This is a genomic window from Paraburkholderia sp. EG286B, assembly GCF_040965655.1.
Classification (GTDB): Bacteria; Pseudomonadota; Gammaproteobacteria; order Burkholderiales; family Burkholderiaceae; genus Paraburkholderia.
The window spans coordinates 295,449-320,088 of sequence record NZ_JBFRCF010000004.1 but is presented as its reverse complement, the minus strand read 5'-3'; the positions used below and the strand labels follow the sequence as shown (position 1 = coordinate 320,088).

Sequence of the window (24,640 nt, the reverse complement as noted above, 5' to 3'; positions counted from 1 at the left end):
TCGTCTTCAACCCTTGTGCAGCCCCAACGCGGAGCCCGTTGCCATGAATTATTCCGAGTACCCGATCGAGTCGCTGATGTACATCACCAACCGGCCCGAAATCGTTTTCACGCATGGCAAGGGGTCGTGGCTCTACGACAACGAAGGCAAGCGATACCTGGACTTCATCCAGGGTTGGGCCGTCAACAGCCTCGGGCACTGCAACGACGGCATGATCGAGGCGCTGGAAAAGCAGTCGCGCCTGCTCATCAACCCGTCGCCGGCCTTCTACAACGAGCCGATGGCGAAGCTCGCAGGCCTGCTCACCGAGCACAGCTGCTTCGACAAGGTGTTCTTCGCCAACAGCGGCGCCGAAGCCAACGAAGGCGCGATCAAGCTCGCGCGCAAGTGGGGCAAGAAGCATCGTGACGGCGCCTACGAGATCATCACGTTCGACCACAGCTTCCACGGCCGCACGATCGCGACCATGTCGGCGAGCGGCAAGCCGGGCTGGGACACGATCTACGCACCGCAAGTGCCGGGCTTCCCGAAGGCCGACCTGAACGACATCGCCTCGGTCGAGAAGCTCATCAACGCGAAGACCGTCGCCGTGATGCTCGAACCGATCCAGGGCGAAGGCGGCGTGATTCCCGCCACGCGCGAATTCATGCAGCAACTGCGCGCGCTCACGAAGAAGCACGGCATCCTGCTGATCGTCGACGAAGTGCAGAGCGGCTGCGGCCGTGCGGGCACCCTCTTCGCCTACGAACTCTCGGGCATCGAGCCGGACATCATGACGCTCGGCAAGGGCATCGGCGGCGGCGTGCCGCTCGCGGCGCTGCTCGCGAAGAAGGAAATCGCCGTGTTCGAAGCGGGCGATCAGGGCGGCACGTACAACGGCAACCCGCTGATGACCGCCGTGGGCTATTCGGTGATCTCGCAACTGGTTGCGCCCGGCTTCCTCGAAGGCGTGCGTGCCCGCGGCGAGTACCTGCGCGAAAAGCTGCTCGAGCTTTCGGCCGAACGCGGCTTCCAGGGCGAGCGTGGCGAAGGCTTGCTGCGCGCGCTGCTGCTCGGCAAGGACATCGGCCCGGAGATCGTCGAGAAGGCGCGCCTCATGCAGCCGGACGGCCTGCTGCTCAACGCCGCGCGCCCGAACCTGCTGCGCTTCATGCCGGCGCTGAACGTGACGACGCAGGAAATCGACCAGATGATGGCGATGCTGCGCACGATCCTGGACTCGCTGTAACCAGACGGAGCACGAGCGATGTCCGTCACGATCCGCGTGTTCAGCGAAGCCGATACCGACGCGGTGATCGCGCTCTGGCTGCAGGCGTTTCCCGAGTACAACGACGCGAGCCGCCCGCATCGCAATCCGCGTCTGTCGATCGCGAACAAGCTCGGCACGCAGCCGGAGCTGTTCTTCGTTGCTGTTCGCGACGGCGGCGACGTCGACGGCGCGCTCGTCGGCACGGCCATGGCCGGTTACGACGGGCATCGCGGCTGGCTCTACTCGGTCGCCGTCGCGCCCGAAGCGCGGCGCCACGGCCTCGGCACGCGGCTCGTGCGCCATGCGGAAAACGCGCTCGCCGCGCTGGGATGCCTCAAGCTCAACCTTCAGGTGCTCACCGACAAGGCCGAGGTGCTCGCGTTCTACGAGCGGCTCGGCTATCGCGCCGATGCCGTGGTGAGCCTCGGCAAGCGGCTCGCCGTGCAGGAGTCCGAAGCGCTCGCCTGAGCCTGACCGATCGATGCCATGAAAAAAGCCGCATGGGTTCGCACCCATGCGGCTTTTGTCTTTTATGCGGCCGCAAGGACCGCAACGCGATGCAGCTTACTCGCCCAGGTACGCGGCACGCACCTTCGGATCGTCGAGCATCTGCTTGGCCTCGCCTTCCATCGTCACGAGACCCGAGTCCATCACGTAGCCGCGATTGGCCGCCTGCAGCGCAAGGCGTGCGTTCTGCTCCACGAGCAGCACCGTGATGCCTTCCGACGAGATCGTACGCACCACTTCGAAGATCTTCTCGACCATGATCGGCGAGAGACCCATCGAAGGCTCATCGAGCAGCAGAAGCTTCGGCTTGCTGATGATCGCGCGCGCCATGGCCAGCATCTGCTGCTCGCCGCCGGAGAGCGTGCCTGCGAGCTGCGTGGCGCGTTCCTTCAGGCGCGGAAAGAAGCCAAACATGCGCTCGACGTCCTTCTGGATGCCGTCGTTGTCGCTGCGCAGGTACGCGCCCATCTGCATGTTTTCGAGGATCGACATGCGCGCGAAGATGCCGCGGCCTTCCGGCACCATCGCGAGGCCGCGCTTGAGCAGTTCATACGCGGGCACGCCCTTGATCGACTGGCCCATGTACTCGATGTCGCCAGCCGAGTACGGCTTCAGACCCGTGATGGCCTTCATCGTCGTGGTCTTGCCCGCGCCGTTCGCGCCGATCAGCGTGACGAGTTCGCCCTGGCGAACTTCCATGTCCACGCCCTTGACTGCCTGGATCCCGCCGTAGTTGACCTGCAGACCCTTGATTTTCAGAACCGATGTCGACATCAGTGAACCCCCGCACCCAGATATGCCTCGATCACCTTCGGGTCCTTCTGCACGTCTTGCGGCAGCCCTTCGGAGATCACCTTGCCGTAGTCGAGCACTGTCATCCGGTTGCACAGGCCCATCACCAGTTTCACGTCGTGCTCGATCAGCAGGATGGTCTTGCCATCGGCGCGGATCTTGTCGAGCAGGCGCGTGAGTTCGACCTTCTCGGTCGCGTTCATGCCGGCTGCCGGCTCGTCGAGCGCGAGCAGCTTCGGATCGGTCGCGAGCGCGCGCGCGATTTCCAGACGGCGCTGGTGACCGTACGAGAGGTTGCGCGAGGTGTAGTCCGCGTATTGCGCGATGCCCACGTATTCGAGCAGCTCGATCGCGCGTTCCTTGATCTCGCGCTCTTCCTGACGCTCCGAGGGGGTCTGGAACACGGCGCCGAGCAGGCCGTGCTTCGTGCGCACGTGGCGGCCGACCATCACGTTCTCGAGCGCGGTCATGCCGCCGAACAGGCGAATGTTCTGGAAGGTACGTGCAATGCCGGCCTGCGCCACCTGATACACGGCGGTCGGCGTGTAGGCCGTACCGTCGAGCTTGAATTCGCCCGAATCAGGCGTGTAGAGGCCGGTAATCACGTTGAAGAACGTCGTCTTGCCGGCGCCGTTCGGGCCGATCAGGCCGTAGATCGTGCCTTCCTCGATCTGCAGGCCAACGTCGGACAGCGCCTGCAGGCCGCCGAAGCGCTTGTTCACGCCCTTCACGGACAGGCGGATAGCTTTGTTGCTCATATTCTGTTCTCCCCGTTATGCGCGAACCGGCTTCTTGCTGGCGCGCTTGGCGATCTTCGCGATCTTGTCTTCGTGCTTCGCCGCCGGCCACAGGCCTTCCGAGCGATACAGCATGATGACGACCATGGCGAGGCCGTAGAGCAGCTGGCGAATGACTTCCGTATCGACGACTTCGTGGCCGAACAGCATGTGCTGGAGCGGGCCCATCGTCGAGCGCAGGAACTCGGGGAAAATGGCGAGCAGCACGGCGCCGAGAATCACGCCGGGGATGTGGCCCATGCCGCCCAGCACCACGCAGGCGAGCACGACGACCGATTCCCAGAACGTGAACGATTCCGGCGACACGAAGCCCTGGAACGCACCGAACATCGCACCCGACAGACCGCCGAACGACGCGCCCATCGCAAAGGCGAGCAGCTTGACGTTACGGGTGTTGATACCCATGGCCTTGGCGGCGATTTCGTCCTCGCGGATCGCGGCCCATGCGCGGCCGATACGCGAGTGCTGCAGACGCGTACACACCCAGATCACGAGCAGCGCGCAGATCACGAACACGTAGTAGTACATGTAGACCGACGTGAACGTGAAGCCGAGGATCTCGTGCGGCTGCGCGAGATTGAAGCCGAACACCTGCAGCGGCGCGACGCCGGTAATGCCCTGCGGCCCGTTGGTGATGTTCACCGGACGGTCGAGGTTGTTCATGAAGATACGAACGATTTCCCCGAAGCCCAGGGTCACGATGGCGAGGTAGTCGCCACGCAGACGCAGCGTCGGCGCGCCGAGCAGCACGCCGAACAGCGCGGCGAGCGCCATGGCGCACGGAATCACGATCCAGTACGGCGTGTGCAGGCCGCCCGGGAACATGTTGGCGATCCACGTGAACTGCGTGGTCAGGTGCGGCGACGTGAGCAGCGCGGCGACATAGGCGCCCACCGCGTAGAACGCGATGTAGCCCAGGTCCAGCAGGCCGGCGAAGCCCACCACCACGTTCAGGCCCAGCGCGAGCATCACGTACAGCATCGCGAAGTCGAGCACGCGCACCCAGTAGTTGCCGCCCGCGGCGCCCACCACGAAGGGGAGCGCTGCCACGACGATGGCCGTCACGATGCCGACCGTGAGGGTCTTCGTCATGTTCTTTTCGGGGATGAGCGTCGTCGACGGCTCGATCGGTTGAATTGAAGTCATGTTGTGTTACTCCCTCTTATGCGCGGTCCGCGACACGTTCGCCCAGCAGCCCCGACGGACGGAACACGAGCACGACGATCAGCACGATGAATGCGAAGACGTCCTGATAGTTACTGCCGAACACCCCGCCGGTCAGGTTGCCGATGTAGCCTGCGCCGAGCTGCTCGATCAGGCCGAGCACCACGCCGCCGACCATCGCGCCGCCGAGGTTGCCGATACCGCCCAGCACCGCGGCCGTGAAGGCCTTCATGCCGGGGATGAAACCCATGTAGAAGTGCGCGTTGCCGTATTCCGAGGCGATCATCACGCCGGCCAGCGCGGCGAGCGCCGAGCCGATCATGAACGTGGCCGAGATCACGAAGTTCGGGTTCACGCCCATCAGCGAGGCATTGTTCGGGTTCTCGGCGATGGCGCGCATGGCGCGGCCGAGCTTGGTCTTGTGCACGAGGAGCAGGAGACCCGCCATCACGACGAACGCGACGACGATGATGACGATTTCCGTCATCGAGATCACGGCGCCCACGCCGGTTTCAGTGGGCTTGATGACGTTGATCGGATCGGTCGAGATGAGCTGGGGGAACGCGAGCGGATTGCGGCCCCAGATGATCATGGCGAGCGTCTGCAGCAGGATCGACACCCCGATCGCGGTGATCAGCGGCGCGAGGCGCGGCGCGCGGCGCAGCGGCCGGTACGCGACCTTTTCGATCGTGTACCCGACGACCGCACACACGACCGCGGCAACCGCGAGCGCAATGCACAGCGTGGGGATGTTCCCCAGGCCCGGGAAGTGATTGTGGAGCACGTTGATCGCGGAGAGCGCGACCATGGCGCCTACCATGAGCACGTCGCCGTGCGCGAAGTTGATGATGCCCAGAATCCCGTACACCATGGTGTAGCCCAGTGCGATGATGGCGTAGATGCTGCCAAGCACCAGCCCATTCAGGATCTGCTGGATGAAAATATCCATTTAATGCTCCTTAGCCCGTGCAACCGGATTCGCGCTCGTCATCGGCCGGTGGGCGATGTTTTACGGAACCGCAACGACACTTTCGGGTATTGAAGTAAAAACCGGTAACGGTTGGCCGCCCTGGTTTGCGTTGCCGCTGTGTTGCAGCGGCAGGCTCGCCAAAAGCGGATGCAAAAACGGCACCGTCGGATGGTTCGGTGCCGTCGGGTTCAATCAACTACGCGTCATATTCACGTTGGCGTATTCGCGGCGAGCCTTGCGGCCGGCAAACGCGAATGCGTCAAACGCCATGACTCCCTCTCCCCGGCCACCCGCGCACTGCGGGATCTCAGCTGCGAGATCCGTTGCGCCCAGGCGGCGAACCGGCGTGACAACGCCGGTGCATGCAAAAGCAATCTGCATGCCAGAAATGATCGATGTTGCGCTCGTGCCCGTCTCGACATTGCGGCTGTGCCACGTGTGGCAGGGCGCAACCGCATTGATCGATGACGCGGCAAAAGCCGACTTGAATTGCATTAATCAGGTCTCCTGCGCCTTCCGAAATGCTTGCCTGATGGCCTTCTCATGGGATGTCCAGCCTTCAGAACGCGCGCATTGTAACGCCAATTATGCGACGGGCAATATTGTTGAGCCGGCAGGGTTTTCCTGCATTGCAACCATATTTTTAGATAACCACCCGAGAGGGGTTGCACCGCAGGTTGCGCCGCATTTTCGTGCACCAGTTGCACCAAAAATCGACATGCTTCGCATCATGTGTTGCAGATAATGGCCGCAATGCCTTGTCGGGCGGGCATTGGTTCAAATGAAGGATATTTAAGGGAGGGCATAATAATGCCGCTCCGGCGCGGTGCATTCGTGTCGAAAGCGTGTCAATTGCCCCATATATTCGGGGTCACACCACGCAATTCGGCCCTCACGCTAGAGAAAACACTAATAAGAGCACCCGGCCAATGTGAGGTTAACCTGCCTCTTCTCATCATGCGACCCTTATTATTGGCATTCCGCATCTGTCACGGGCATAAAAAAACGCGCCACATGGGCGCGTTCTCGCGGAGTGCGGGAGGCGTCAGCCTGGCTGACCGAGTCCGCGCGGCAACGGGAATGCAATGTTCTCCTCGATGCCTTCGAGCGCACGCACGTTGCGCGCACCAAGTTCGTGCAGGCGGCGAATGATCTCCTGAGCGAGCGCTTCGGGAGCCGAGGCGCCAGCCGTCAGGCCGATCCGGCGCTTGCCGGCGAGCCACTGGGGGTCGATCTGCTCGGGCGCATCCACCATATAGGCAGGAATGCCGCGCTTCTCGGCCACTTCACGCAACCGGTTCGAATTAGAACTGTTCGGGCTGCCCACCACGATCACGACGTCGCACTGCGGCGCCATGAACTTGACGGCGTCCTGGCGATTCTGCGTGGCGTAGCAGATGTCCTGCTTCTTCGGCTCGCGAATGGACGGAAAGCGCGCCTTGAGCGCCGCGATGATTTCCGCGGCGTCGTCCACCGAGAGCGTGGTCTGCGTGACGAACGCCACGCGCTGCGGGTCGCGCAGCTTGAGCGCCTCGACATCGGCAATGTCTTCGACGAGGTACATGCCCTCGGCCACCTGCCCCATGGTGCCTTCCACTTCCGGATGCCCCTTGTGCCCGATCATGACGATGTCGAGCCCTTCGTCGCGCATCTTCGCGACTTCCACGTGCACCTTCGTGACGAGCGGGCAGGTCGCGTCGTAGACGCGCAGGCCGCGCGCCTCGGCGTCGGCGCGCACCGACTTGGAGACGCCGTGCGCGCTGAAGATCACCGTGTTGCCGGACGGGACTTCATCGAGCTGCTCGATGAAGATCGCCCCCTTCTTGCGCAGGTCTTCGACGACATAGGCGTTGTGGACGATCTCGTGACGCACGTAGATCGGTGCGCCATGAAGCTGGATGGCGCGCTCGACGATCTCGATAGCCCGATCGACGCCGGCGCAAAAGCCGCGCGGCTGGGCGAGCAGGATTTCCGCGTCGGCCAGTTCTGCGATGAGGGACGTGTCCGTGTTGGTCATGGGCTTTAAAGGATTCCGATGATTTGCACTTCGAACGCAACCGCCTGGCCAGCGAGCGGGTGGTTGAAATCGAACAGGGCGGAGGTCTCGTTCACTTCCTTGAGCACACCCGCGTAGCGCCCGCCGTTGGGGGCATTGAATTCGATCAGGTCGCCCGGGCTGAACTCCTCGCCGATCATGCCGTTCTCGCGCAGGGTCTTGAGCGAGACGCGCTGGATCAGGTCGGGGTTGCGCTGGCCGAAAGCGACGCCGGATTCTAGCTGAAAGGTCGAGTGGTGACCCACCTTCAGGCCCTGCAGAATCTCTTCCAGCGGCGGCGCAAGCTGGCCGGCGCCCATCAGCAGGGTGGCGGGACGGTCGACAAAGGTATTGACGATTTCGGTGCCATCGGCGAGTGAAAGCCGGTAATTCAGCGTCACGTGGGAACCGGATTTCACTTCGGAGATGTCGATGATGCTCATGCGTAACTCATTTCGTCGTAACGCGCGCTTCGCGCGTGCGCGCCGCAAGGCGCCGGTCCGGCCTGCCTCGGGCGGCCGGAAAGCATCTATTGTAAGCCAGTTGGCCGAGGCGGTCGCGGCACGATTGTGCACTGCCAACGCTCACACTCGCGCGCGCCGCGCACGCCTTATTTGTCTGTGGAGATTGCCATGAGGGAACCTGCCTGCATGCCGGATACGGCGCCCGATACCGTCGGCGGCGCCCTCGCCGTCCGCCTGCCCGGGCCGGACTGCGCGGAGCGCGGCCCCCGCAGCGGCGCCCGCCCCGCTCCGGCAGCGCCTGCGGTCTCGACCCACGAGAACGCGGCGCCAGCGGCACCACGCCGCGACATGCCCCGCGAGCGGCTGCGCTCGGTCGGCGCCGCCGCGCTCTCGGACGTGGAGTTGCTCGCGATCCTGCTCGGCTTCGGCTTGCCGGGCCACGATGTCTTCGAGGTGGCGCGCACGCTGCTGGCCCAATTCGGCTCGCTGCGCGCCATGCTCGACGCGCCGCCCGAAGAATTCGAGGCCCTGCGCGGCATCGGGCCCGCAAAAGCCGCGATGCTGCAAGCGGTGACGGAACTCGCGCGGCGGGCGCTCGCGCAGGCGCTCGACGACAAGCCGCTCGTCGACTCTCCCGGTGCGGTCGAGGACTATTTGCGCCTCCTGATCGGCGGGCGGCCGCACGAGGTGTTCGTTTGCCTCTTTCTGGACGCGCGCCATCGGCTGATCCGCACAGAGGAAAGCTCGCGCGGCTCGCTCACGCGCATGGCGGTGTATCCGCGCGAAATCGTGCGGCGCGCGCTGACGCTCAATGCCGCGAGCCTGATCGTTGCCCATAATCACCCTTCGGGCGCGGTGCAGCCGAGCGCGAGCGACCGGCGCCTCACGCGGGTGTTGCGCGAAACGCTGGCGCTCGTGGAGGTTCAACTCATCGACCACCTGGTCATCGGCACCCGGGAGACGTTTTCCTTCGCGCGCCAAGGCTGGAGCTGAGGCGACACAAGCACCAGGCGCGGCGGCACACAACACCATGTGCAAATTGGGTTTGATTTTCCAGGACTTTTTCTGCTAGAATTACGGTTTGCCTATTTCCAACCCTGTTCCGAAGCCCATCGAGGCGTTCCAGGGGAAATATGGCCTGGGTTCGAGGTTGTCTCTCATCCATACGTGAGCGCGCTCTTGGTCCGGCCATTTCTCGCCTGGGAAACTTAAGCGGCTCTCGAACTCAGAATTTCCGTAGGAGTGTCTCATGGCACGTGTATGCCAAGTCACTGGGAAAGCGCCGATGAGCGGCAACAACGTTTCCCACGCTAACAACAAAACCAAGCGCCGTTTCCTCCCGAATCTGCAAAACCGCCGTTTCTGGGTTGAAAGCGAGAACCGTTGGGTGCGTCTGCGCATCTCGAACGCAGGCCTGCGCCTGATCGACAAGAACGGCATCGATTCCGTGCTCGCAGACCTGCGCGCACGCGGCGAACTGTAAGGAGTAAATCATGGCCAAGGGCGTCCGCGACAAGATCAAGCTGGAATCGACCGCAGGTACGGGTCACTTCTACACGACCACGAAGAACAAGCGCAACATGCCGGAAAAAATGTCGATCAAGAAGTTCGACCCGGTTGTTCGCAAGCACGTCGAGTACAAGGAAACCAAGATCAAGTAATTGATCGGGTTTCTAGCCTGACGAAGACAGAAAAACCCCGCTTTTTAGCGGGGTTTTTCTTTTTGCGCGCCCGCCCCGCCTCGGTTCGCGCGCTGCAACGGTGTTTTAACGGCGGCGCCCAAACTGGCGCTATCCGTTCGCTCCTCTCTCGGAGTATGCTTCCCGCTTTATACCGGCTGCCATACGCGTGTCATATGCCATGACGGCGCAGGACCGCGGCAAACGCGGCGGCCAGAAAGCGTAGAACAAGAGAGACGGAGAAGCAGGATCATGAATTTCGATGTAGCGATCGTCGGCAGCGGCCTCGCAGGACTGAGCGTCGCGCTGAATCTCGCCGGTTCGCGTCGCGTCGTGATCATCGCCAAGCGCGCGATGACCGAAGGTGCAAGTGACCGCGCGCAGGGCGGCATTGCCGCCGTGCTCGATTCGGCCGACAGCGTGGAGAACCACGTGGACGATACGCTCGTCGCCGGCGGCGGCCTGTGCGACGAGGCAGCCACGCGCTACATCGTCGAGCATGGCCGCGCGGCCATCGAATGGCTGATTGCCCAAGACGTGCCGTTCACGAAGGACGCCGCCGCCGAGCTCGGCTTTCATCTCACGCGCGAAGGCGGCCACAGCCATCGCCGCATCATCCACGCCGCCGACGCCACCGGCCACGCGGTCGTGCAAACGCTGCTCGAACGTGCGCGCTCGCACCCGAACATCACGATCCTCGAAGACCATCAGGCGATCGACGTCATCACGTCCGACCGGCTGGGTCTGCCGGGCCGTCGCTGCCACGGCCTCTATGCGCTCGATCTGAAAAACGACCGCACGGTGACGATCCAGGCGCCGCACACGGTGCTCGCCACGGGCGGCGCGGGTAAGGTCTACCTGTACACGACGAATCCCGACACGGCCACCGGCGACGGCATCGCCATGGCGTGGCGCGCAGGCTGCCGGGTGGCGAACATGGAGTTCATCCAGTTCCACCCCACCTGCCTGTTCCACCCGCACGCCAAGTCGTTCCTGATTTCGGAAGCCGTGCGCGGGGAAGGCGGCGTGCTGCGCCTGCCCGACGGCACCCGCTTCATGCCCGCGCACGACGCGCGCGCCGAACTGGCGCCGCGCGACATCGTCGCCCGCGCGATCGACTTCGAGATCAAGAAGCACGGCATCGACTGCGTGCATCTCGACATCAGCCATCAGCCGCCGGCGTTTCTCGAAGAGCATTTCCCGACCATCCTCGCGCGCTGCCGCGAATTCGGCATCGACATCACGAAGGAGCCGATTCCCGTGGTGCCCGCCGCGCATTACACCTGTGGCGGCGTCGTCACCGACCTGGCCGGGCGCACCGATCTCGCGGGCCTCTACGCCGTGGGCGAGACGTCGTACACGGGCCTGCACGGCGCGAACCGCCTTGCGAGCAACTCGCTGCTCGAGTGCCTCGTGATCGGCCGCTCGGCGGCCGAGGCGATCGAGGCGGAAGGGTTCAGTGCGGGCGCGCATGCGCCGCTGCCCGACTGGGACGAAAGCCGCGTCTCCGATTCCGACGAGGAAGTCGTCGTGGCCCACAACTGGGACGAGCTGCGTCGGCTGATGTGGAATTACGTCGGCATCGTGCGCACCGACAAGCGGCTCGAGCGCGCCGAACATCGCATCGCCCTGCTGCGCGATGAAATTCTCGAGTACTACGCAAATTTCCGCGTCACGCGCGACCTGCTGGAATTGCGCAACCTCGTCGAAGTCGCTTCGCTGATCGTGGAAAGCGCACGCTCGCGCCGCGAGAGCCGTGGCCTGCACTACAGCCGCGACTGGCCGAACTCGCTGCCCAAGGCGCTGCCGACCGTGCTCGCGCCGGAGCGCGTACGCAATCGCACGGTTTCATGAGCCGGACGAATTAAAAGCGCCGCAAAAACAAAGGCCGCCTCATCGCGAGGCGGCCTTTTTCGTTCTGGTTCAACTGGGCGTTGCCAGCTTCAGACAATGCGCATCGAAAAGTCCGTCGCGCGCACGTCCTTCGTCAACGCGCCAATCGATACGCGGTCCACGCCCGTTTCCGCGATCGTGCGCACCGTGTCGAAACTCACGCCGCCCGAGACTTCGAGCACCGCACGCCCCGCCGTGAGCTTCACCGCGTCGCGCATCATGTCGAACGAGAAGTTGTCGAGCAGCACCGACTCCGCACCGTGCGCGAGCGCCGCGTCGAGCTGCTCGAGCGTCTCGACTTCGATCTGGATCGGCACGCCCGCATCGAGCGCGAGCGCTGCGTCCAGCGCCGCGCCGACGCCACCTGCCGCAGCAATGTGGTTTTCCTTGATCAGGATGCCGTCGTAAAGCGCGAGACGCTGGTTGACGCCACCGCCCACGCGCACCGCGTACTTCTGCGCGAGGCGCAGGCCGGGCATCGTCTTGCGCGTGTCCAGAATGCGCGTGCTTGTGTGCGCGATCATGTCGACGTAGCGGCGCGTCACGCTCGCCACGCCCGAAAGCAGCTGCAGGAAGTTCATCGCGTTGCGCTCGGCCGTGAGCAGCGAGCGCGCCGGACCGCGCAGCGAGCAGACGGTCGTGTCGGCGGCCATGCGCTCGCCTTCGCGATAGTGCCAGCGCACTTCGATGCGCGGATCGACCTGCTTCACCACGCCGTCGAACCAGAGCACGCCGCACAGCACCGCGTCTTCGCGCACGATGATGCGCGCGTCGCGCATTTCATCGGCGGGCACGAGACGGCCGGTCTGGTCGCCGGGGCCCACGTCTTCCGCGAGCGCGTCCGCCACGTTGCGTGCGATCGCGGCGTCGAACGCCGCGCCGTACTGCGCGCGCACTTCAGCCAGCACGGGCGCAACGGCATCGACTGCGAGCAATTCGAGTGCGCCCATTTACGCCGCTCCCACTTGCGAGAACAGCGCGGTGTCGCGCGCGAGGTCGCCGCTCGCCTGCACGCGGCGCTTGTGCTCCGCCGCGAACGCCAGCATGCGATCGATCGGCAGACGCGCGCGCTCGCCGATCGCGCTGTCGACGTGAATCTCGTTGTGACCGCGCTCCAGCACATCGGCGAGATTCGCCAGACCGTTCATGGCCATCCACGGGCAATGCGCGCAGCTCTTGCAGGTGGCGCTGTTGCCGGCCGTCGGCGCTTCGATGAAGGTCTTGCCCGGCGCCGCGAGGCGCATCTTGTGCAGAATGCCGAGATCGGTTGCGACGATGAAGCGTTGCGCGTCGAGCTTCACGGCGGCGTCGATCAGCTGCGTGGTCGAGCCGACCACGTCCGCGAGCGCGACGACGCTTTCAGGCGATTCGGGGTGGACGAGAATCCTGGCGTCCGGATATTCGGCGCGCAGCAGATCGAGCTCGACGCCCTTGAACTCGTCATGCACGAGGCACGAGCCTTGCCACAGCAGCATGTCGGCGCCGGTCTTCTTCTGGATGTAGCTGCCCAGGTGCCGGTCCGGCGCCCACAGAATCTTTTCGCCCTTCGCGTGCAAGTCGGCGACGATCTCGAGACCGATGGACGACGTGACCATCCAGTCCGCGCGCGCCTTCACGGCCGCGCTCGTGTTCGCATAGACGACCACGGTGCGGTCCGGATGCTCGTCGCAGAACGCCGAGAATTCGTCGATGGGGCAGCCGAGATCGAGCGAGCAGGTCGCGTCGAGGTCGGGCATGAGAATGCGCTTGTTCGGACTCAGAATCTTCGCGGTCTCGCCCATGAAGCGCACGCCCGCCACGACGAGCGTCTGTGCCTCGTGGTCGCGGCCGAAGCGCGCCATCTCGAGCGAATCGGCCACGCAGCCGCCGGTTTCGTCGGCGAGCTCCTGCAATTCGGCATCCACATAATAGTGCGCGACAAGCACCGCCTTCTCGCGCTTGAGCAACGCGCGAATCCGCTCCTTCAATGCCACGCGCTCTGCCGTGGACGGCGCATCGGGCACGCGTGCCCAAGCCTGTCCAACGCTGCAGACGGCACCCTGCGGCCGGTCGTATTCGACCTTCCTGATCGCCTGACTCATCATCTCCTGCCCCTACCGATCGCCGCGCCATGAAGCCATTGTGGGGACTCCGGCTTTTTTGCGGCCCAAAAAGAAAAACCCCGCCAGCGCGGGGTTTTGTGACGTCTCGTCATTCTAAAGGATTTTCCTGCGCCCCACTGAGGGGCCAAAATCCGCTCGGGACGATCAAGCCGGTGATCAGGCGTAGCGGCGCAGGCGCGAAGCGAATTCCTGCAGCGCCTTGATACCGCTTTGTTCGGCGCGATGGCACCAATCCTGGAGCTGCGTGAGCAGCTGTTCGCGCGAGGCGCTCGAACGTTCCCAGATCGCGGCGAGTTCGTTGCGCAGTTCGATGAACGTGCGCAGCTTCTGGCTGTTCGCGAAGATTTGCGGCAGCTGGCGCTTTTGGGGTTCGTTCAGGCTGGCTTCTTCCTTGTCGAACCACTTGCGCGCGCCGCGCATGACCTTGTACTTCTCGCGCTCGCCCACTTCCTTCAGGTGCGCCAGTTCCTGGCGGTACGCCTGCTTCACGGCCTTCGCGTAGCTCGCCATGACTTCATAGCGGTTCGAGAGCACGGCCTGCAGCGTCTCGTGGTCGGCCACGAGCTTGCCCTTGGCGAGACGCGGGGTCGGCGCGACCTTCTTCACCTTGGCAAGGCCAACCGCCTGCATCATGCGGATATACATCCAGCCGATGTCGAACTCGTACCACTTGTTCGAGAGCTTCGCCGAAGTCGCGAACGTGTGGTGGTTGTTGTGCAACTCTTCGCCGCCAATGATGATGCCGAACGGCAGAAGGTTCGTGCTCGCGTCGGACGAATTGAAGTTGCGGTAGCCCCAGAAGTGGCCGAGGCCGTTCACGACGCCTGCGGCCCAGAACGGAATCCACGCCATCTGCACGGCCCACACGGTGAGGCCGACGGCGCCGAACAGCGCGACGTCGATCACCATCATGATGCTCACGCCGAGAATGGGGTAGCGCGTGTAGACGTTGCGCTCCATCCAGTCGTTGGGCGTGCCGTGGCTGAAACGGCGCAGCGTTTCTTCGTTCTTTGCTTCGGCGCGATAGAGTTCGGCGCCTTCGAGCAGCACCTTCCAGATGCCACGCGTTTGCGGGCTGTGCGGATCTTCTTCCGTTTCGCACTTGGCGTGGTGCTTGCGGTGGATCGCGGCCCACTGGCCCGTGAGCATGCCCGTGGTCATCCACAGCCAGAAGCGGAAGAAGTGGCTCGCGATGGGATGCAGATCCAGCGCGCGGTGCGCCTGGCAGCGGTGCAGGTACACCGTCACGCCGATGATCGTGATGTGGGTGACCACCACTGCGAACAGCACGATCTGCCACCACGAGAAATGGAGCACCCCGTGGGCGAGGAAATCAAGCAGGGAGTTCAACAAGGCATTTACCTGTGAAGCGAAGCGCGTCGGCCTTTCAGCCAGGCGCCGGTGTCAAGAAAGTGAAAGCGACTAGATGCGATTGGACGGCATTCTACTAGAACCGTTCCAAGTGTTTGTAACAAAGGGAGATTTTTTTCTTTAATGGTTACGGCGTCAACATCTGAAGGGCGTTTCGAGGCGCTTTGCCGCAGCTCAATTGGCACTTTCCATGATATCTGGCCCCATCTAGTCTTTCACCGCGATCCCATCTTCCGCACGCTCTACAGGAATCCTGGTTCGAGTTGCCCCGCATCGCCTGATTATTCGATGCGATACGGCGCTCGCTCGGAATCAGGGCGCGATGATGCGTATGTCACCGCCCTGAACAGGGTCCGCGTCGAAGATGTCGCCAATACGCAACGAGCAATCGGCCAACACGGCTATCGCGGACCGCCCGGCTTCTCCCCACCGGACGGTCCCGCAAACATCGCACCTGCCGCGCGGCTTACTCCAGTGCGGCGTCCGGCTCGGCCGCTTCGCTTTCCTGCGCCTTCGCGATTGCGTCGGACGCCTCTTGCTCCGCTGCGGCTTCTTCGGGCGTGGTCTGCGCGCCGGCGGCCTTGCTCTTCGGCTTCGCTTCGCCGCGACGCTCCAGCACGGCGGCAAAGAAGCCGTCGGTGGCGTGGCGGTGCGGCCACAGCGACAGGTAGTCACCCGTGTCGAGGCCCACGCGCTGCTCGGCCAGCACGTCGCGCGCGCTCACCAGCACGAACTCGGGGTGCGCCTCGAGGAACTGCTTCACGACCGCTTCGTTCTCGGCTTCGAGAATGCTGCAGGTCGCGTAGACGAGACGGCCGCCGCGCTTGAGCAGGCGCGCCGCGCTCGTGAGAATCGAAAGCTGCTTGGGCGCGAGTTCGGCGATCGACTCCGGCGACTGGCGCCACTTGAGGTCGGGGTTGCGGCGCAGCGTGCCGAGGCCCGAGCACGGCGCATCCACGAGCACGCGGTCGATCTTGCCGATCAGCCGCTTGATCTTGGCGTCGTGCTCGCTGTCGATCAGCACGGGATTGACGTTCGAAAGGCCGCTGCGCGCGAGGCGCGGCTTGAGCTTGGCGAGGCGCCGGTCGGACACGTCGAAGGCGTAGAGCCGGCCCGTCGAGCGCATCATCGCGCCGAGCGCCAGCGTCTTGCCGCCCGCGCCCGCGCAGAAGTCCACGACCATCTCGCCGCGGCGCGGCGCCAGCAGCGTGCACAGCAGCTGGCTGCCCTCGTCCTGCACCTCGAACCAGCCGTTCTTGAACGAGTCGAGTTTCGCGAGCGCGGGCTTGCCCGTCACGCGCACGCCGAACGGCGCGAATGGCGTTTCGCCGCCTTCGATGCCCGACTCGGACAGCGCGCGGATCAGCTCCTCGCGACTCGCCTTGATGGGATTGGCGCGCAGATCGAGCGGCGCCGGGTAATTGAGCGCGGCGGCCAGTTGCGGGAGTTCGGTGGGCTCAAAGCGCGTTTCCAGCGCCTTCATGATCCACTCCGGCAGATTCAGCTGCACGCGCAGCGGCAGGCTTGCCGGGTCGATCTTCGCGACGTGCTCGAGCCAGGTCGCCTCGGCGTCCGAGACGAACGGACGGATCGCCGAGCGGCCCGCCGTCGCCATCAGGCCGAGCAGCGTGAGGCGGCGCGTCGGGCTGCCCGCGCCGCTTTCGGCCAGGTGCGCGAACTCCATGCGCCGGCGCAGCACCGCGAACACGGCTTCGGCGATCACCCCGCGCTCGGCGTGGCCGAGCTTCGGATGCTCGCGGAAGAAGCGGCTCGTCACGGCGTCGGCCGGACCCGTGAATTTCAGGACGTCGGCAAGCAACGTTTCAGTCTGTCCAATCAGAAAACCATGCAGTCTCATGCGCCCTCCCCGGCGGCTTGCGAGTCGTCAAAGAAGAGCCACTGTGGCTCGGCCGGCGTGAGCGTCACGCGTTCGCCGTCGAGCGCGAGGCGCCCTTCGACGAACCAGCGCACCGCGCGCGGATACATCAGATGTTCGGTCTTGAGCACGCGCGCGGCGAGTGCCGCGGCGTCGTCGCCCGTGCGCACCGGAACCACCGACTGCGCGACGATCGGACCATGATCGAGCGTGGGCGTGACGAAATGCACCGTCGCGCCGTGCACGCGGCAGCCGGCGTCGAGCGCCTGCTGGTGCGTCTTGAGGCCCGGAAACATCGGCAGCAGCGAAGGATGGATATTGAGCATCCGACCCGCATAGTGGCCGACGAACGATTCGGTCAGCACGCGCATGAAGCCCGCCAGCACGACGAGGTCCGGCGCGTAGCCGTCGATGACTTGAGCGAGCGCCGCGTCGAAGCTGGCGCGATCGGGAAACTGGCGGTGGTCGACGACCGCCGTGGCAATGCCGTTCGAAGCCGCGAACGCGAGGCCCGCGGCGTCAGGACGGTTGGCAATCACGGCGGCGATGCGCGCGCCCCAAGCTTCCCGCGCGCAGGCGCGCACGATGGCTTCCATGTTGCTGCCCCGCCCCGAAATCAGGATGACGAGATTTTTCATCCGCGGATTTTATCATCGGGGGGCCGGCTCAACGCTCGTGCGGCGGCGATCGTCGCCTCGTGCGTTTATAATCTTCTGTTTCGTCGCGGTCCTTGGGGCCGCGAGTGGCCGGGTCAGTCGGCCAACAGTCGATCATTGGCACGCGTGCTGCGCCAGCGCGCTTTTCGAGGTTCCACCAGGTTCCGCTATCGTGAGAGTCTTCCGCGGTCTTCCCAATGCCGAAAGCCGCGCGCCCTGCGCGCTGACCATCGGCAATTTCGACGGTGTCCACCGCGGGCATCAGGCATTGCTCGCGCGCGTGCGCGCGGCAGCCGACGCGCGCGGCCTGCCCGTCTGCGTGATGACCTTCGAGCCGCATCCGCGCGAGTTCTTCAACCCGGCCAGCGCCCCGCCGCGCATCGCCATGCTGCGCGACAAGCTCGAGGCGCTGCGCGAGAACGGCGTGGACCGCGTGGTGGTCGAGCATTTCAATCACACGTTCGCGAGCCAGTCGCCCGAGGCGTTCGTCGAGCGCATCATCGTGGGCGGGCTGCACGCGCGCTGGATGATGATCGGCGACGACTTCCGCTATGGCGCAAAGCGCGCGGGCGACTTCACTTCGCTGCAGGCCGCGGGCGCGCAGCACGGCTTCGAAGTCGAGCAGATGGCGACCGTGGCCGACCCTTCGGGCGTGCGCATTTCCAGCTCCGCCGTGCGTGCGCAACTGCACGCGGGCGACCTCGACGCCGCGCGCGCCTCGCTGGGCCGCGGCTATCACATCAGCGCGCACGTCACGCACGGCCTGAAACTCGGGCGCGACCTGGGCTTCCCCACGATGAACCTGCTGATCGGCCATAAGCGGCCGGCGCTCAAGGGTATTTTCGTCGTGATGGTGCATGGCATTGCCGACCATCCGCTGCCGGGCGTCGCGAGCCTCGGCCTGCGCCCGACCGTGGACGACTCGGGCCGCGTGCTGCTCGAGGTGCATCTGCTCGACTGGCACGGCGACGCCTACGGCAAGCTCGTGCGCGTCGAGTTTCTCAAGAAGCTGCGTGACGAGGAGAAGTTTCCCGACCTCGAAACGCTTACCGCCGCGATCGCTCGCGACGTGGCGAACACGCGCGCGTGGTTCGCCGCCGCGGGCGCAGACGTGGCCGGCGGCGCCTCCACCGGCTTCGCCACCTCGGCCACCGACCGAATTAGGTGACCCGCGGCCCGCGTGCGCGGGCTGCCCCGCCCCCAGGCGCCGCGTGCACACAGCACGGCATGCAGCGCCCGAGGCGACGGTTGCGCGGCATCGGCCGCAACGCTGACGCCATGCATCCCCCGAATTCCACGTGATCTCACCATGAGCGACAAGAAAGCATCCTCCGGCAAGCCACAGAAGACCGAATCCAAATACCCCGTCAACCTGCTCGACACTCCGTTCCCGATGCGCGGCGACCTGCCGAAGCGCGAGCCGCAATGGGTCAAGGAATGGGAAGAGAACCAGGTCTACGAGAAGATCCGCGCGGCTTCGAAGGGCCGCAAGAAGTTCATCCTGCACGACGGCCCGCCGTATGCGAACGGCGACATCCACCTCGGCCACGCGGTGAACAAGATCCTCAAGGACATGATCGTCAAGGCGCGCAATCTCGCGGGCTTCGACGCGGTCTACGTGCCGGGCTGGGACTGCCACGGCATGCCGATCGAAATCCAGATCGAGAAGCAGTTCGGCAAGTCGCTGCCCGCCCAGGAAGTGATGCAGAAGGCGCGCGAGTACGCGGCCGGCCAGATCGAGACGCAAAAGAAGGGCTTCAAGCGCCTGGGCGTGCTCGGCGACTGGAACAACCCGTACAAGACGATGAACTTCGCGAACGAGGCCGGCGAGATCCGCGCCCTCGCGAAGATCATCGAGAAGGGCTATGTGTTCCGGGGCCTCAAGCCCGTGAACTGGTGCTTCGACTGCGGCTCGGCGCTCGCCGAAGCCGAAGTCGAGTACAAGGACAAGACCGACCCGACCATCGACGTGCTGTTCACGTTCGCGCAACCGGCCGAAACGGCGGCCGCGTTCGGCCTGCCCGCGCTGCCGCGCGAGGAAGGCGGCATCGTGATCTGGACCACCACGCCCTGGACGATTCCGTCGAACCAGGCGCTGAACGTGCATCCGGAGATCGACTACGCGCTCGTGGACACGCAACGCGGCCTGCTGATCCTCGCCGTCGAGCGCGTGGAAGCGTGCATGAAGGAGTTCGGCCTCGAAGGCAAGATCGTCGCCACGACGAAGGGCGAGAAGCTCTCGCTGCTGCGCTTCAATCACCCGCTCGCCTCGGCGCACCCGGGCTACAAGCGCACCTCGCCGATCTATCTCGGCGACTACGTCACGACCGACACCGGCACGGGCATCGTGCACTCCGCGCCCGCCTACGGCGTGGAAGACTTCGTGTCGTGCAAGGCGCACGGCATGGCCGACTCGGACATCATCAGCCCGGTGATGGGCGATGGCCGCTACATCGAATCGCTGCCGCTGTTCGGCGGCCTCTCGATCTGGGCGGCGAACCCGAAGATCGTCGACGCACTCGACGCCGCCGGCACGCTCCTGCGCAGCGAGAAGTACCTGCACAGCTACATGCACTGCTGGCGCCACAAGACGCCGATCATCTACCGCGCGACCTCGCAGTGGTTCGCGGGCATGGACGTTCTGCCTGCGGACGGCGGCAAGACGCTGCGCGAAACGGCGCTCGAAGGCATCGAGGCGACGGCGTTCTACCCCTCGTGGGGCAAGCAGCGCCTCTATTCGATGATCGCCAACCGCCCGGACTGGACGCTCTCGCGCCAGCGCCAATGGGGCGTGCCGATGGCGTTCTTCGTGCACAAGGAAACCGGCGAGCTGCATCCGCGCACGCTGGAGCTGCTCGAGCAGGTGGCGCAGCGCGTGGAGAAGGAAGGCATCGAAGCGTGGCAGACGCTCGACCCGCGCGAGCTGATCGGCGACGACGCCAACCTGTACGAGAAGAACCGCGACACGCTCGACGTGTGGTTCGACTCGGGCACGACGCACTGGCACGTGCTGCGCGGCTCGCACAAGGACGAACTGCAGTTCCCGGCCGACCTCTACCTGGAAGGCTCGGACCAGCACCGCGGCTGGTTCCACTCGTCGCTGCTCACGGCGTCGATGCTCGACGGCCGCCCGCCCTACAACGCGCTGCTCACGCACGGCTTCACCGTCGACGGCGAAGGCCGCAAGATGTCGAAGTCGCTCGGCAACGGTGTCGATCCGCATGAAGTGGCGAACCGCCTGGGCGCGGAAATCATCCGTCTGTGGATCGCCTCGACCGACTACTCGGGCGAGCTGGCCATCTCGGAAGAAATTCTCAAGCGCGTGACGGAAGGCTATCGCCGTATCCGCAACACGCTGCGCTTCCTGCTCTCGAACCTCTCGGACTTCGACTTCGAGAAGCACGCGCTGCCCGCGAGCGACTGGCTCGAGATCGACCGCTATGCCGTCGCGCTCACGCACACACTGCAAAACGACGTGCTCGCCCACTACGACCGCTACGAGTTCCACCCGGTCGTGGCCAAGCTCCAGACGTTCTGCTCGGAAGACCTGGGCGGCTTCTACCTCGACGTGCTGAAGGACCGCCTCTACACGAGCGCAGCGGACTCGAAGGCCCGCCGCGGCGCGCAAACGGCGCTGCATCACATCACGCACAGCCTGCTGCGCATCCTCGCGCCGTTCCTGTCGTTCACGGCCGAAGAAGCCTGGAAGGTGTTCCAGCCGCAAAGCGAAACCATCTTCACCGAAACCTTCCACGCCTTCCCGGACGTCGAAGGCGCGCCGGAGCTGATCGCCAAGTGGACGCTGCTGCGCGAAGTGCGCGGCAACGTGACGAAGGCACTCGAAGAGGCGCGGGTGGCGAACCAGATCGGCTCGTCGCTGCAGGCCGAAGTGCGCATTCTCGCGAGCGGCGCGCGCTACGACGCGCTCGCCTCGCTCGGCGACGACCTGAAATTCGTGCTGATCACCTCGGCGGCGGAAATCGTGAAGGTCGACGGCGAAGCCGAAGAAGGCGTGGAAGTGGTCACCTCGAAGTACCTCAAGTGCGAGCGCTGCTGGCACTACCGCGAGGACGTGGGCGCGAACGCGGAGCATCCGGGCCTGTGCGGCCGCTGCGTGGCGAATCTGTTCGGCGACGGTGAAAAACGGAGCGCGGCATAATGGCGAAAACCCTGCCGAAGCAGTCCAGGTCGAATGGCGCGGGCGGCACGCTCGCGCCGTGGCTGGGGGTCGCGGTGATCGTGATCCTCGCCGACCAGCTCACGAAAATCGCCATCAACAAGGTGTTCAGCTACGGCGAAGGCCGCGCGATCACGCCGTTCTTCAACCTCGTGCTGGTTTACAACAAGGGCGCGGCATTCAGCTTCCTGTCGGCCGCTGGCGGCTGGCAGCGCTGGGCGTTCACGGCGCTCGGCGTGGTGGCGGCGCTCGTGATCTGCTATCTGCTCAAGCGCCACGCCACGCAGAAGCTCTTCTGCACGGCGCTCGCGCTCATCATGGGCGGCGCGCTCGGCAACGTGATCGACCGCCTGCTGTACGGCCACGTGATCGACTTTCTCGATTTCCACGTGGGCGGCTGGCACTGGCCGGCGTTCAACCTCGCCGATAGCGCGATCTGCATCGGCGCGGCGCTGCTGGTGTTCGACGAACTGCGGCGCGTGCGCGGCGCGCGCTGAGCGTGCGGGCTGCCCACGCAACTTCGTGACATGGGACCCGAGTCAGGCGCTAACGCGCCAGCTCTGGTCGACATAGGAGCTGTGACTTGAACACGTCCGCTGCAAACCCAGGCGAACTGGCCGGCCGCCACCTCGTGCTCGGCATGACGGGCGGCATTGCCTGCTACAAGATCGCCGAGCTCACGCGCCTGCTGACCAAGGCCGGCGCGACCGTGCAGGTCGTGATGACCGAGGCGGCCACGCAGTTCATCACGCCGGTCACCATGCAGGCGCTCTCGGGCCGCCCCGTCTACACGAGCCAGTGGGACGGCCGCGTGCCCAACAACATGGCGCACATCGATCTCTCTCGCGAGGCCGACGCCATCGTCATCGCGCCCGCCTCGACCGACTTCCTCGCCAAACTCGCCCACGGTTTCGCCGACGACCTGCTCTCCACGCTGTGCGTGGCGCGCGACTGTCCGCTGCTGGTCGTGCCCGCGATGAACCGGCAGATGTGGCAAAACCCGGCCACGCAGCGCAACGTCGCGCAACTGCGCGCGGACGGCATCGAAACGCTCGGCCCCGATTCCGGCCCGCAGGCGTGCGGCGAGATCGGCGACGGGCGCATGCTCGAACCCGAGGCCGTGTATGAGGCGATCGTGTCGTTCTTCGCGCCGAAGGTGCTCGCGGGCCGCAAGCTCCTGATCACCGCCGGCCCGACCTTCGAGCCGCTCGATCCCGTGCGCGGCATCACCAACCGCTCGAGCGGCAAGATGGGTTTCGCGCTCGCACGCGCCGCGCAGCAGGCGGGCGCCGAGGTGCATCTGGTCGCGGGCCCGGTCGCGCTGGCAACGCCGTGGGGCGTGTATCGCGAAGACGTGCAGACCGCCCAGCAGATGTACGACGCGGTCATGCGCGCCGCGACCGACGCCGATGTCTTCATCGGCGTGGCGGCAGTGGCCGACTGGCGCGTCGATCATGTCGCCGAGCACAAGATCAAGAAGACGGCCGAGCACCGCATGCCGACGTTCACGTTCGTCGAGAACCCGGATATTCTCGCCTCGGTCGCGGCCTTGCCGAATCCGCCGTACTGTGTGGGCTTCGCCGCCGAAAGCGGCGACCTCGACGTGCACGGCGAAGAAAAGCGTGCGCGCAAGAAGGTGCCGCTGCTGATCGGCAATCTCGGCCCGCTCACCTTCGGTCAGGACGACAATGAAGTCGTGCTGTTCGAGGCGGGCGGCCGCAAGCCGCTGCCGCGCGCGGCCAAGCAGGCGCTCGCGCAGACGCTCGTCGCCGAAATCGCGCGGCGTCTGCCGGACCCGAGCATCATCTCGTGACGCGCGCGCCGGCGCATCCGTGTGCCGGCGTTGGGCGCCGCGAACCCAGGCAAGGAGCAGTACTGCCATGACACTGCTTTCGGTACTCGACCAGTCGCCCGTCATCGCCGGGCACAGCGCGGCGGACGCCATCGCCGCCACCATCGAGCTTGCACAGCTCGCCGACGACCTCGGCTATACGCGCTACTGGTGCGCCGAGCATCACGGCCTGCTGGGCGTGTGCAACCCGTGCCCAGAAGTCTTGCTCGCGCGCCTCGGCAGCGTCACGAAGCGCATCCGCATCGGCTCGGGCGGCATCATGCTGCCCTATTACAGCCCCTTCAAGGTCGCCGAGCAGTTCATGATGCTCGAAGCGCTCTTTCCGCGGCGCATCGATCTCGGTGTCGGGCGCGCGCCGGGCGGCGACATGCGCACGGCGCAGGCCGTGGCCGCGGGCACGTACAACCGCGGCGACCTGTTCGCGCAGCAGGTGCAGGATCTCGTCGGCCTGATGGACGGCACGCTCCCCGCCGATCATCTCGCGAGCGGCGTCGTGCTGCAGCCGCAGATCCAGACGCGCCCGCAGCTCTGGGTGCTCGGTTCGAGCGACTTCGGCGGCAACCTCGCCGCGCAGCTCGGGCTGCGCTTCTCGTTCGCGCACTTCATCAACGCGCACTTCGGACATCTGGTGGCCGAGGCCTATCTCGACCGCTTCAAGCCGGGCCACGAAGCGAAGCCGTATCTCGCCTGCGCCGTGTTCGCGATCTGCGCCGACACCGAAGCCGAGGCCGCCGACCTCGAAAAGGCCGTCGACCTGCGCCGCGTGCAGATGGCCTACGGCCTGAACGCGCCGATCCCGAGCCTCGAACAAGGACGCGCGCAGGAGTATGGCGAGCGCGAGCAGATCGTGATCGACCGCGAGAAGCCGCGCAGCGTCATCGGCACGCCCGAGAGCGTCACCGAGCGCCTTCTCGCCATCAAGGACAACTTTCGCGCCGACGAACTGATCGTGCTGACCGTTGCGGGCAGCTACAAGGCTCGTCTGCGCTCTTATGAACTGCTCGCCGAGGCGTTCCAGCTGCCTCGCGCCTGAGCGATCCACCACCGCCCACTCAC

At 65.2% G+C, this 24,640-nt stretch carries 23 protein-coding genes; 11 read left to right on the top strand and 12 right to left on the bottom strand.

Features of this window, described 5'->3' with window-relative positions:
* Window positions 1-43 precede the first annotated feature (43 nt).
* Both AB4Y42_RS10365 and AB4Y42_RS10360 read left to right on the top strand, forming a co-directional pair.
* Window positions 44-1,228 (top strand): acetylornithine transaminase, encoded by a 1,185-nt coding sequence (locus AB4Y42_RS10365; protein ID WP_254316012.1) that lies wholly within the window; start codon window positions 44-46, stop codon window positions 1,226-1,228.
* Between the two features lie 18 nt (window positions 1,229-1,246).
* Window positions 1,247-1,717 carry a GNAT family acetyltransferase gene (locus tag AB4Y42_RS10360; RefSeq protein WP_368687683.1) on the top strand — a complete coding sequence of 157 codons (471 nt, stop codon included), beginning with the start codon at window positions 1,247-1,249 and terminating at the stop codon, window positions 1,715-1,717.
* Between the two features lie 96 nt (window positions 1,718-1,813).
* Here the strand turns inward: AB4Y42_RS10360 and AB4Y42_RS10355 are convergent, their stop codons facing one another.
* The 7 genes from AB4Y42_RS10355 to AB4Y42_RS10325 all read right to left on the bottom strand — a co-directional run bounded on the left by AB4Y42_RS10355 (window position 1,814) and on the right by AB4Y42_RS10325 (window position 7,957).
* A complete protein-coding gene (locus tag AB4Y42_RS10355) occupies window positions 1,814-2,530 on the bottom strand; it encodes an ABC transporter ATP-binding protein (RefSeq protein WP_112173207.1) in 717 nt (238 codons plus the stop codon).
* Window positions 2,530-3,306 (bottom strand): ABC transporter ATP-binding protein, encoded by a 777-nt coding sequence (locus tag AB4Y42_RS10350; protein ID WP_069262747.1) that lies wholly within the window; start codon window positions 3,304-3,306, stop codon window positions 2,530-2,532. Before AB4Y42_RS10350 ends, AB4Y42_RS10355 begins: the two co-directional genes overlap by 1 nt.
* A 15-nt stretch (window positions 3,307-3,321) precedes the next feature.
* Window positions 3,322-4,491: an ABC transporter ATP-binding protein gene (locus AB4Y42_RS10345; RefSeq protein WP_368694106.1), complete on the bottom strand. Its 1,170-nt coding sequence runs from the start codon at window positions 4,489-4,491 to the stop codon at window positions 3,322-3,324.
* A 16-nt stretch (window positions 4,492-4,507) separates the two neighbouring features.
* The gene (locus tag AB4Y42_RS10340; RefSeq protein ID WP_133185789.1) at window positions 4,508-5,458 is read right to left on the bottom strand and encodes a branched-chain amino acid ABC transporter permease; all 951 of its coding nucleotides are present in this window, start codon (window positions 5,456-5,458) and stop codon (window positions 4,508-4,510) included.
* A 213-nt stretch (window positions 5,459-5,671) separates the two neighbouring features.
* Window positions 5,672-5,974, bottom strand: coding sequence for a hypothetical protein (locus tag AB4Y42_RS10335; protein ID WP_368694105.1), 303 nt, complete (start codon window positions 5,972-5,974; stop codon window positions 5,672-5,674).
* Between the two features lie 550 nt (window positions 5,975-6,524).
* The gene (gene ispH / locus AB4Y42_RS10330; RefSeq protein WP_368687680.1) at window positions 6,525-7,496 is read right to left on the bottom strand and encodes a 4-hydroxy-3-methylbut-2-enyl diphosphate reductase; all 972 of its coding nucleotides are present in this window, start codon (window positions 7,494-7,496) and stop codon (window positions 6,525-6,527) included.
* Window positions 7,497-7,501: 5 nt separating this feature from the next.
* The gene (locus AB4Y42_RS10325; protein ID WP_368694104.1) at window positions 7,502-7,957 is read right to left on the bottom strand and encodes a peptidylprolyl isomerase; all 456 of its coding nucleotides are present in this window, start codon (window positions 7,955-7,957) and stop codon (window positions 7,502-7,504) included.
* Window positions 7,958-8,146: 189 nt separating this feature from the next.
* On the opposite strand from AB4Y42_RS10325, the gene radC reads away from it, so the two are divergent.
* The 4 genes from radC (at window position 8,147) to nadB (ending at window position 11,511) form a co-directional block, all read left to right on the top strand.
* Complete coding sequence (gene radC / locus AB4Y42_RS10320) at window positions 8,147-8,971, top strand: DNA repair protein RadC (protein WP_368694103.1); 825 nt, start codon at window positions 8,147-8,149, stop codon at window positions 8,969-8,971.
* Between the two features lie 256 nt (window positions 8,972-9,227).
* Window positions 9,228-9,461 (top strand): 50S ribosomal protein L28, encoded by a 234-nt coding sequence (rpmB, locus tag AB4Y42_RS10315; RefSeq protein WP_027794135.1) that lies wholly within the window; start codon window positions 9,228-9,230, stop codon window positions 9,459-9,461.
* Window positions 9,462-9,471: 10 nt separating this feature from the next.
* Window positions 9,472-9,639, top strand: coding sequence for a 50S ribosomal protein L33 (rpmG, locus tag AB4Y42_RS10310; protein ID WP_027794136.1), 168 nt, complete (start codon window positions 9,472-9,474; stop codon window positions 9,637-9,639).
* 270 nt (window positions 9,640-9,909) lie between these two features.
* Window positions 9,910-11,511, top strand: coding sequence for an L-aspartate oxidase (gene nadB / locus AB4Y42_RS10305; RefSeq protein WP_368694102.1), 1,602 nt, complete (start codon window positions 9,910-9,912; stop codon window positions 11,509-11,511).
* 89 nt (window positions 11,512-11,600) lie between these two features.
* Here the strand turns inward: nadB and nadC are convergent, their stop codons facing one another.
* The 5 genes from nadC to purN all read right to left on the bottom strand — a co-directional run bounded on the left by nadC (window position 11,601) and on the right by purN (window position 17,537).
* The gene (gene nadC / locus AB4Y42_RS10300) at window positions 11,601-12,500 is read right to left on the bottom strand and encodes a carboxylating nicotinate-nucleotide diphosphorylase (RefSeq protein WP_368694101.1); all 900 of its coding nucleotides are present in this window, start codon (window positions 12,498-12,500) and stop codon (window positions 11,601-11,603) included.
* Complete coding sequence (gene nadA / locus AB4Y42_RS10295) at window positions 12,501-13,631, bottom strand: quinolinate synthase NadA (protein ID WP_368687758.1); 1,131 nt, start codon at window positions 13,629-13,631, stop codon at window positions 12,501-12,503.
* A 177-nt stretch (window positions 13,632-13,808) separates the two neighbouring features.
* Entirely contained in the window at window positions 13,809-15,005 is a 1,197-nt protein-coding gene (locus AB4Y42_RS10290; protein WP_342921099.1) for an acyl-CoA desaturase, read from the bottom strand.
* Between the two features lie 484 nt (window positions 15,006-15,489).
* Complete coding sequence (locus AB4Y42_RS10285; protein WP_368694100.1) at window positions 15,490-16,881, bottom strand: RsmB/NOP family class I SAM-dependent RNA methyltransferase; 1,392 nt, start codon at window positions 16,879-16,881, stop codon at window positions 15,490-15,492.
* Window positions 16,878-17,537, bottom strand: a complete 660-nt coding sequence (gene purN, locus AB4Y42_RS10280; protein ID WP_368687674.1) for a phosphoribosylglycinamide formyltransferase — start codon at window positions 17,535-17,537, stop codon at window positions 16,878-16,880. Before purN ends, AB4Y42_RS10285 begins: the two co-directional genes overlap by 4 nt.
* Before the next feature lie 190 nt (window positions 17,538-17,727).
* Here purN and AB4Y42_RS10275 point away from each other — a divergent pair, with 190 nt between their 5' ends.
* The 5 genes from AB4Y42_RS10275 to AB4Y42_RS10255 all read left to right on the top strand — a co-directional run bounded on the left by AB4Y42_RS10275 (window position 17,728) and on the right by AB4Y42_RS10255 (window position 24,617).
* Entirely contained in the window at window positions 17,728-18,723 is a 996-nt protein-coding gene (locus AB4Y42_RS10275; protein WP_368687673.1) for a bifunctional riboflavin kinase/FAD synthetase, read from the top strand.
* Between the two features lie 141 nt (window positions 18,724-18,864).
* The gene (ileS, locus tag AB4Y42_RS10270; RefSeq protein WP_368687672.1) at window positions 18,865-21,714 is read left to right on the top strand and encodes an isoleucine--tRNA ligase; all 2,850 of its coding nucleotides are present in this window, start codon (window positions 18,865-18,867) and stop codon (window positions 21,712-21,714) included.
* Window positions 21,714-22,229: a signal peptidase II gene (gene lspA, locus AB4Y42_RS10265; RefSeq protein WP_368687671.1), complete on the top strand. Its 516-nt coding sequence runs from the start codon at window positions 21,714-21,716 to the stop codon at window positions 22,227-22,229. Before ileS ends, lspA begins: the two co-directional genes overlap by 1 nt.
* A gap of 86 nt (window positions 22,230-22,315) precedes the next feature.
* Window positions 22,316-23,545 (top strand): bifunctional phosphopantothenoylcysteine decarboxylase/phosphopantothenate--cysteine ligase CoaBC, encoded by a 1,230-nt coding sequence (gene coaBC, locus AB4Y42_RS10260; protein WP_368694099.1) that lies wholly within the window; start codon window positions 22,316-22,318, stop codon window positions 23,543-23,545.
* 67 nt (window positions 23,546-23,612) lie between these two features.
* A complete protein-coding gene (locus AB4Y42_RS10255; protein WP_368694098.1) occupies window positions 23,613-24,617 on the top strand; it encodes an LLM class flavin-dependent oxidoreductase in 1,005 nt (334 codons plus the stop codon).
* The last annotated feature ends 23 nt before the right edge of the window (window positions 24,618-24,640 follow it).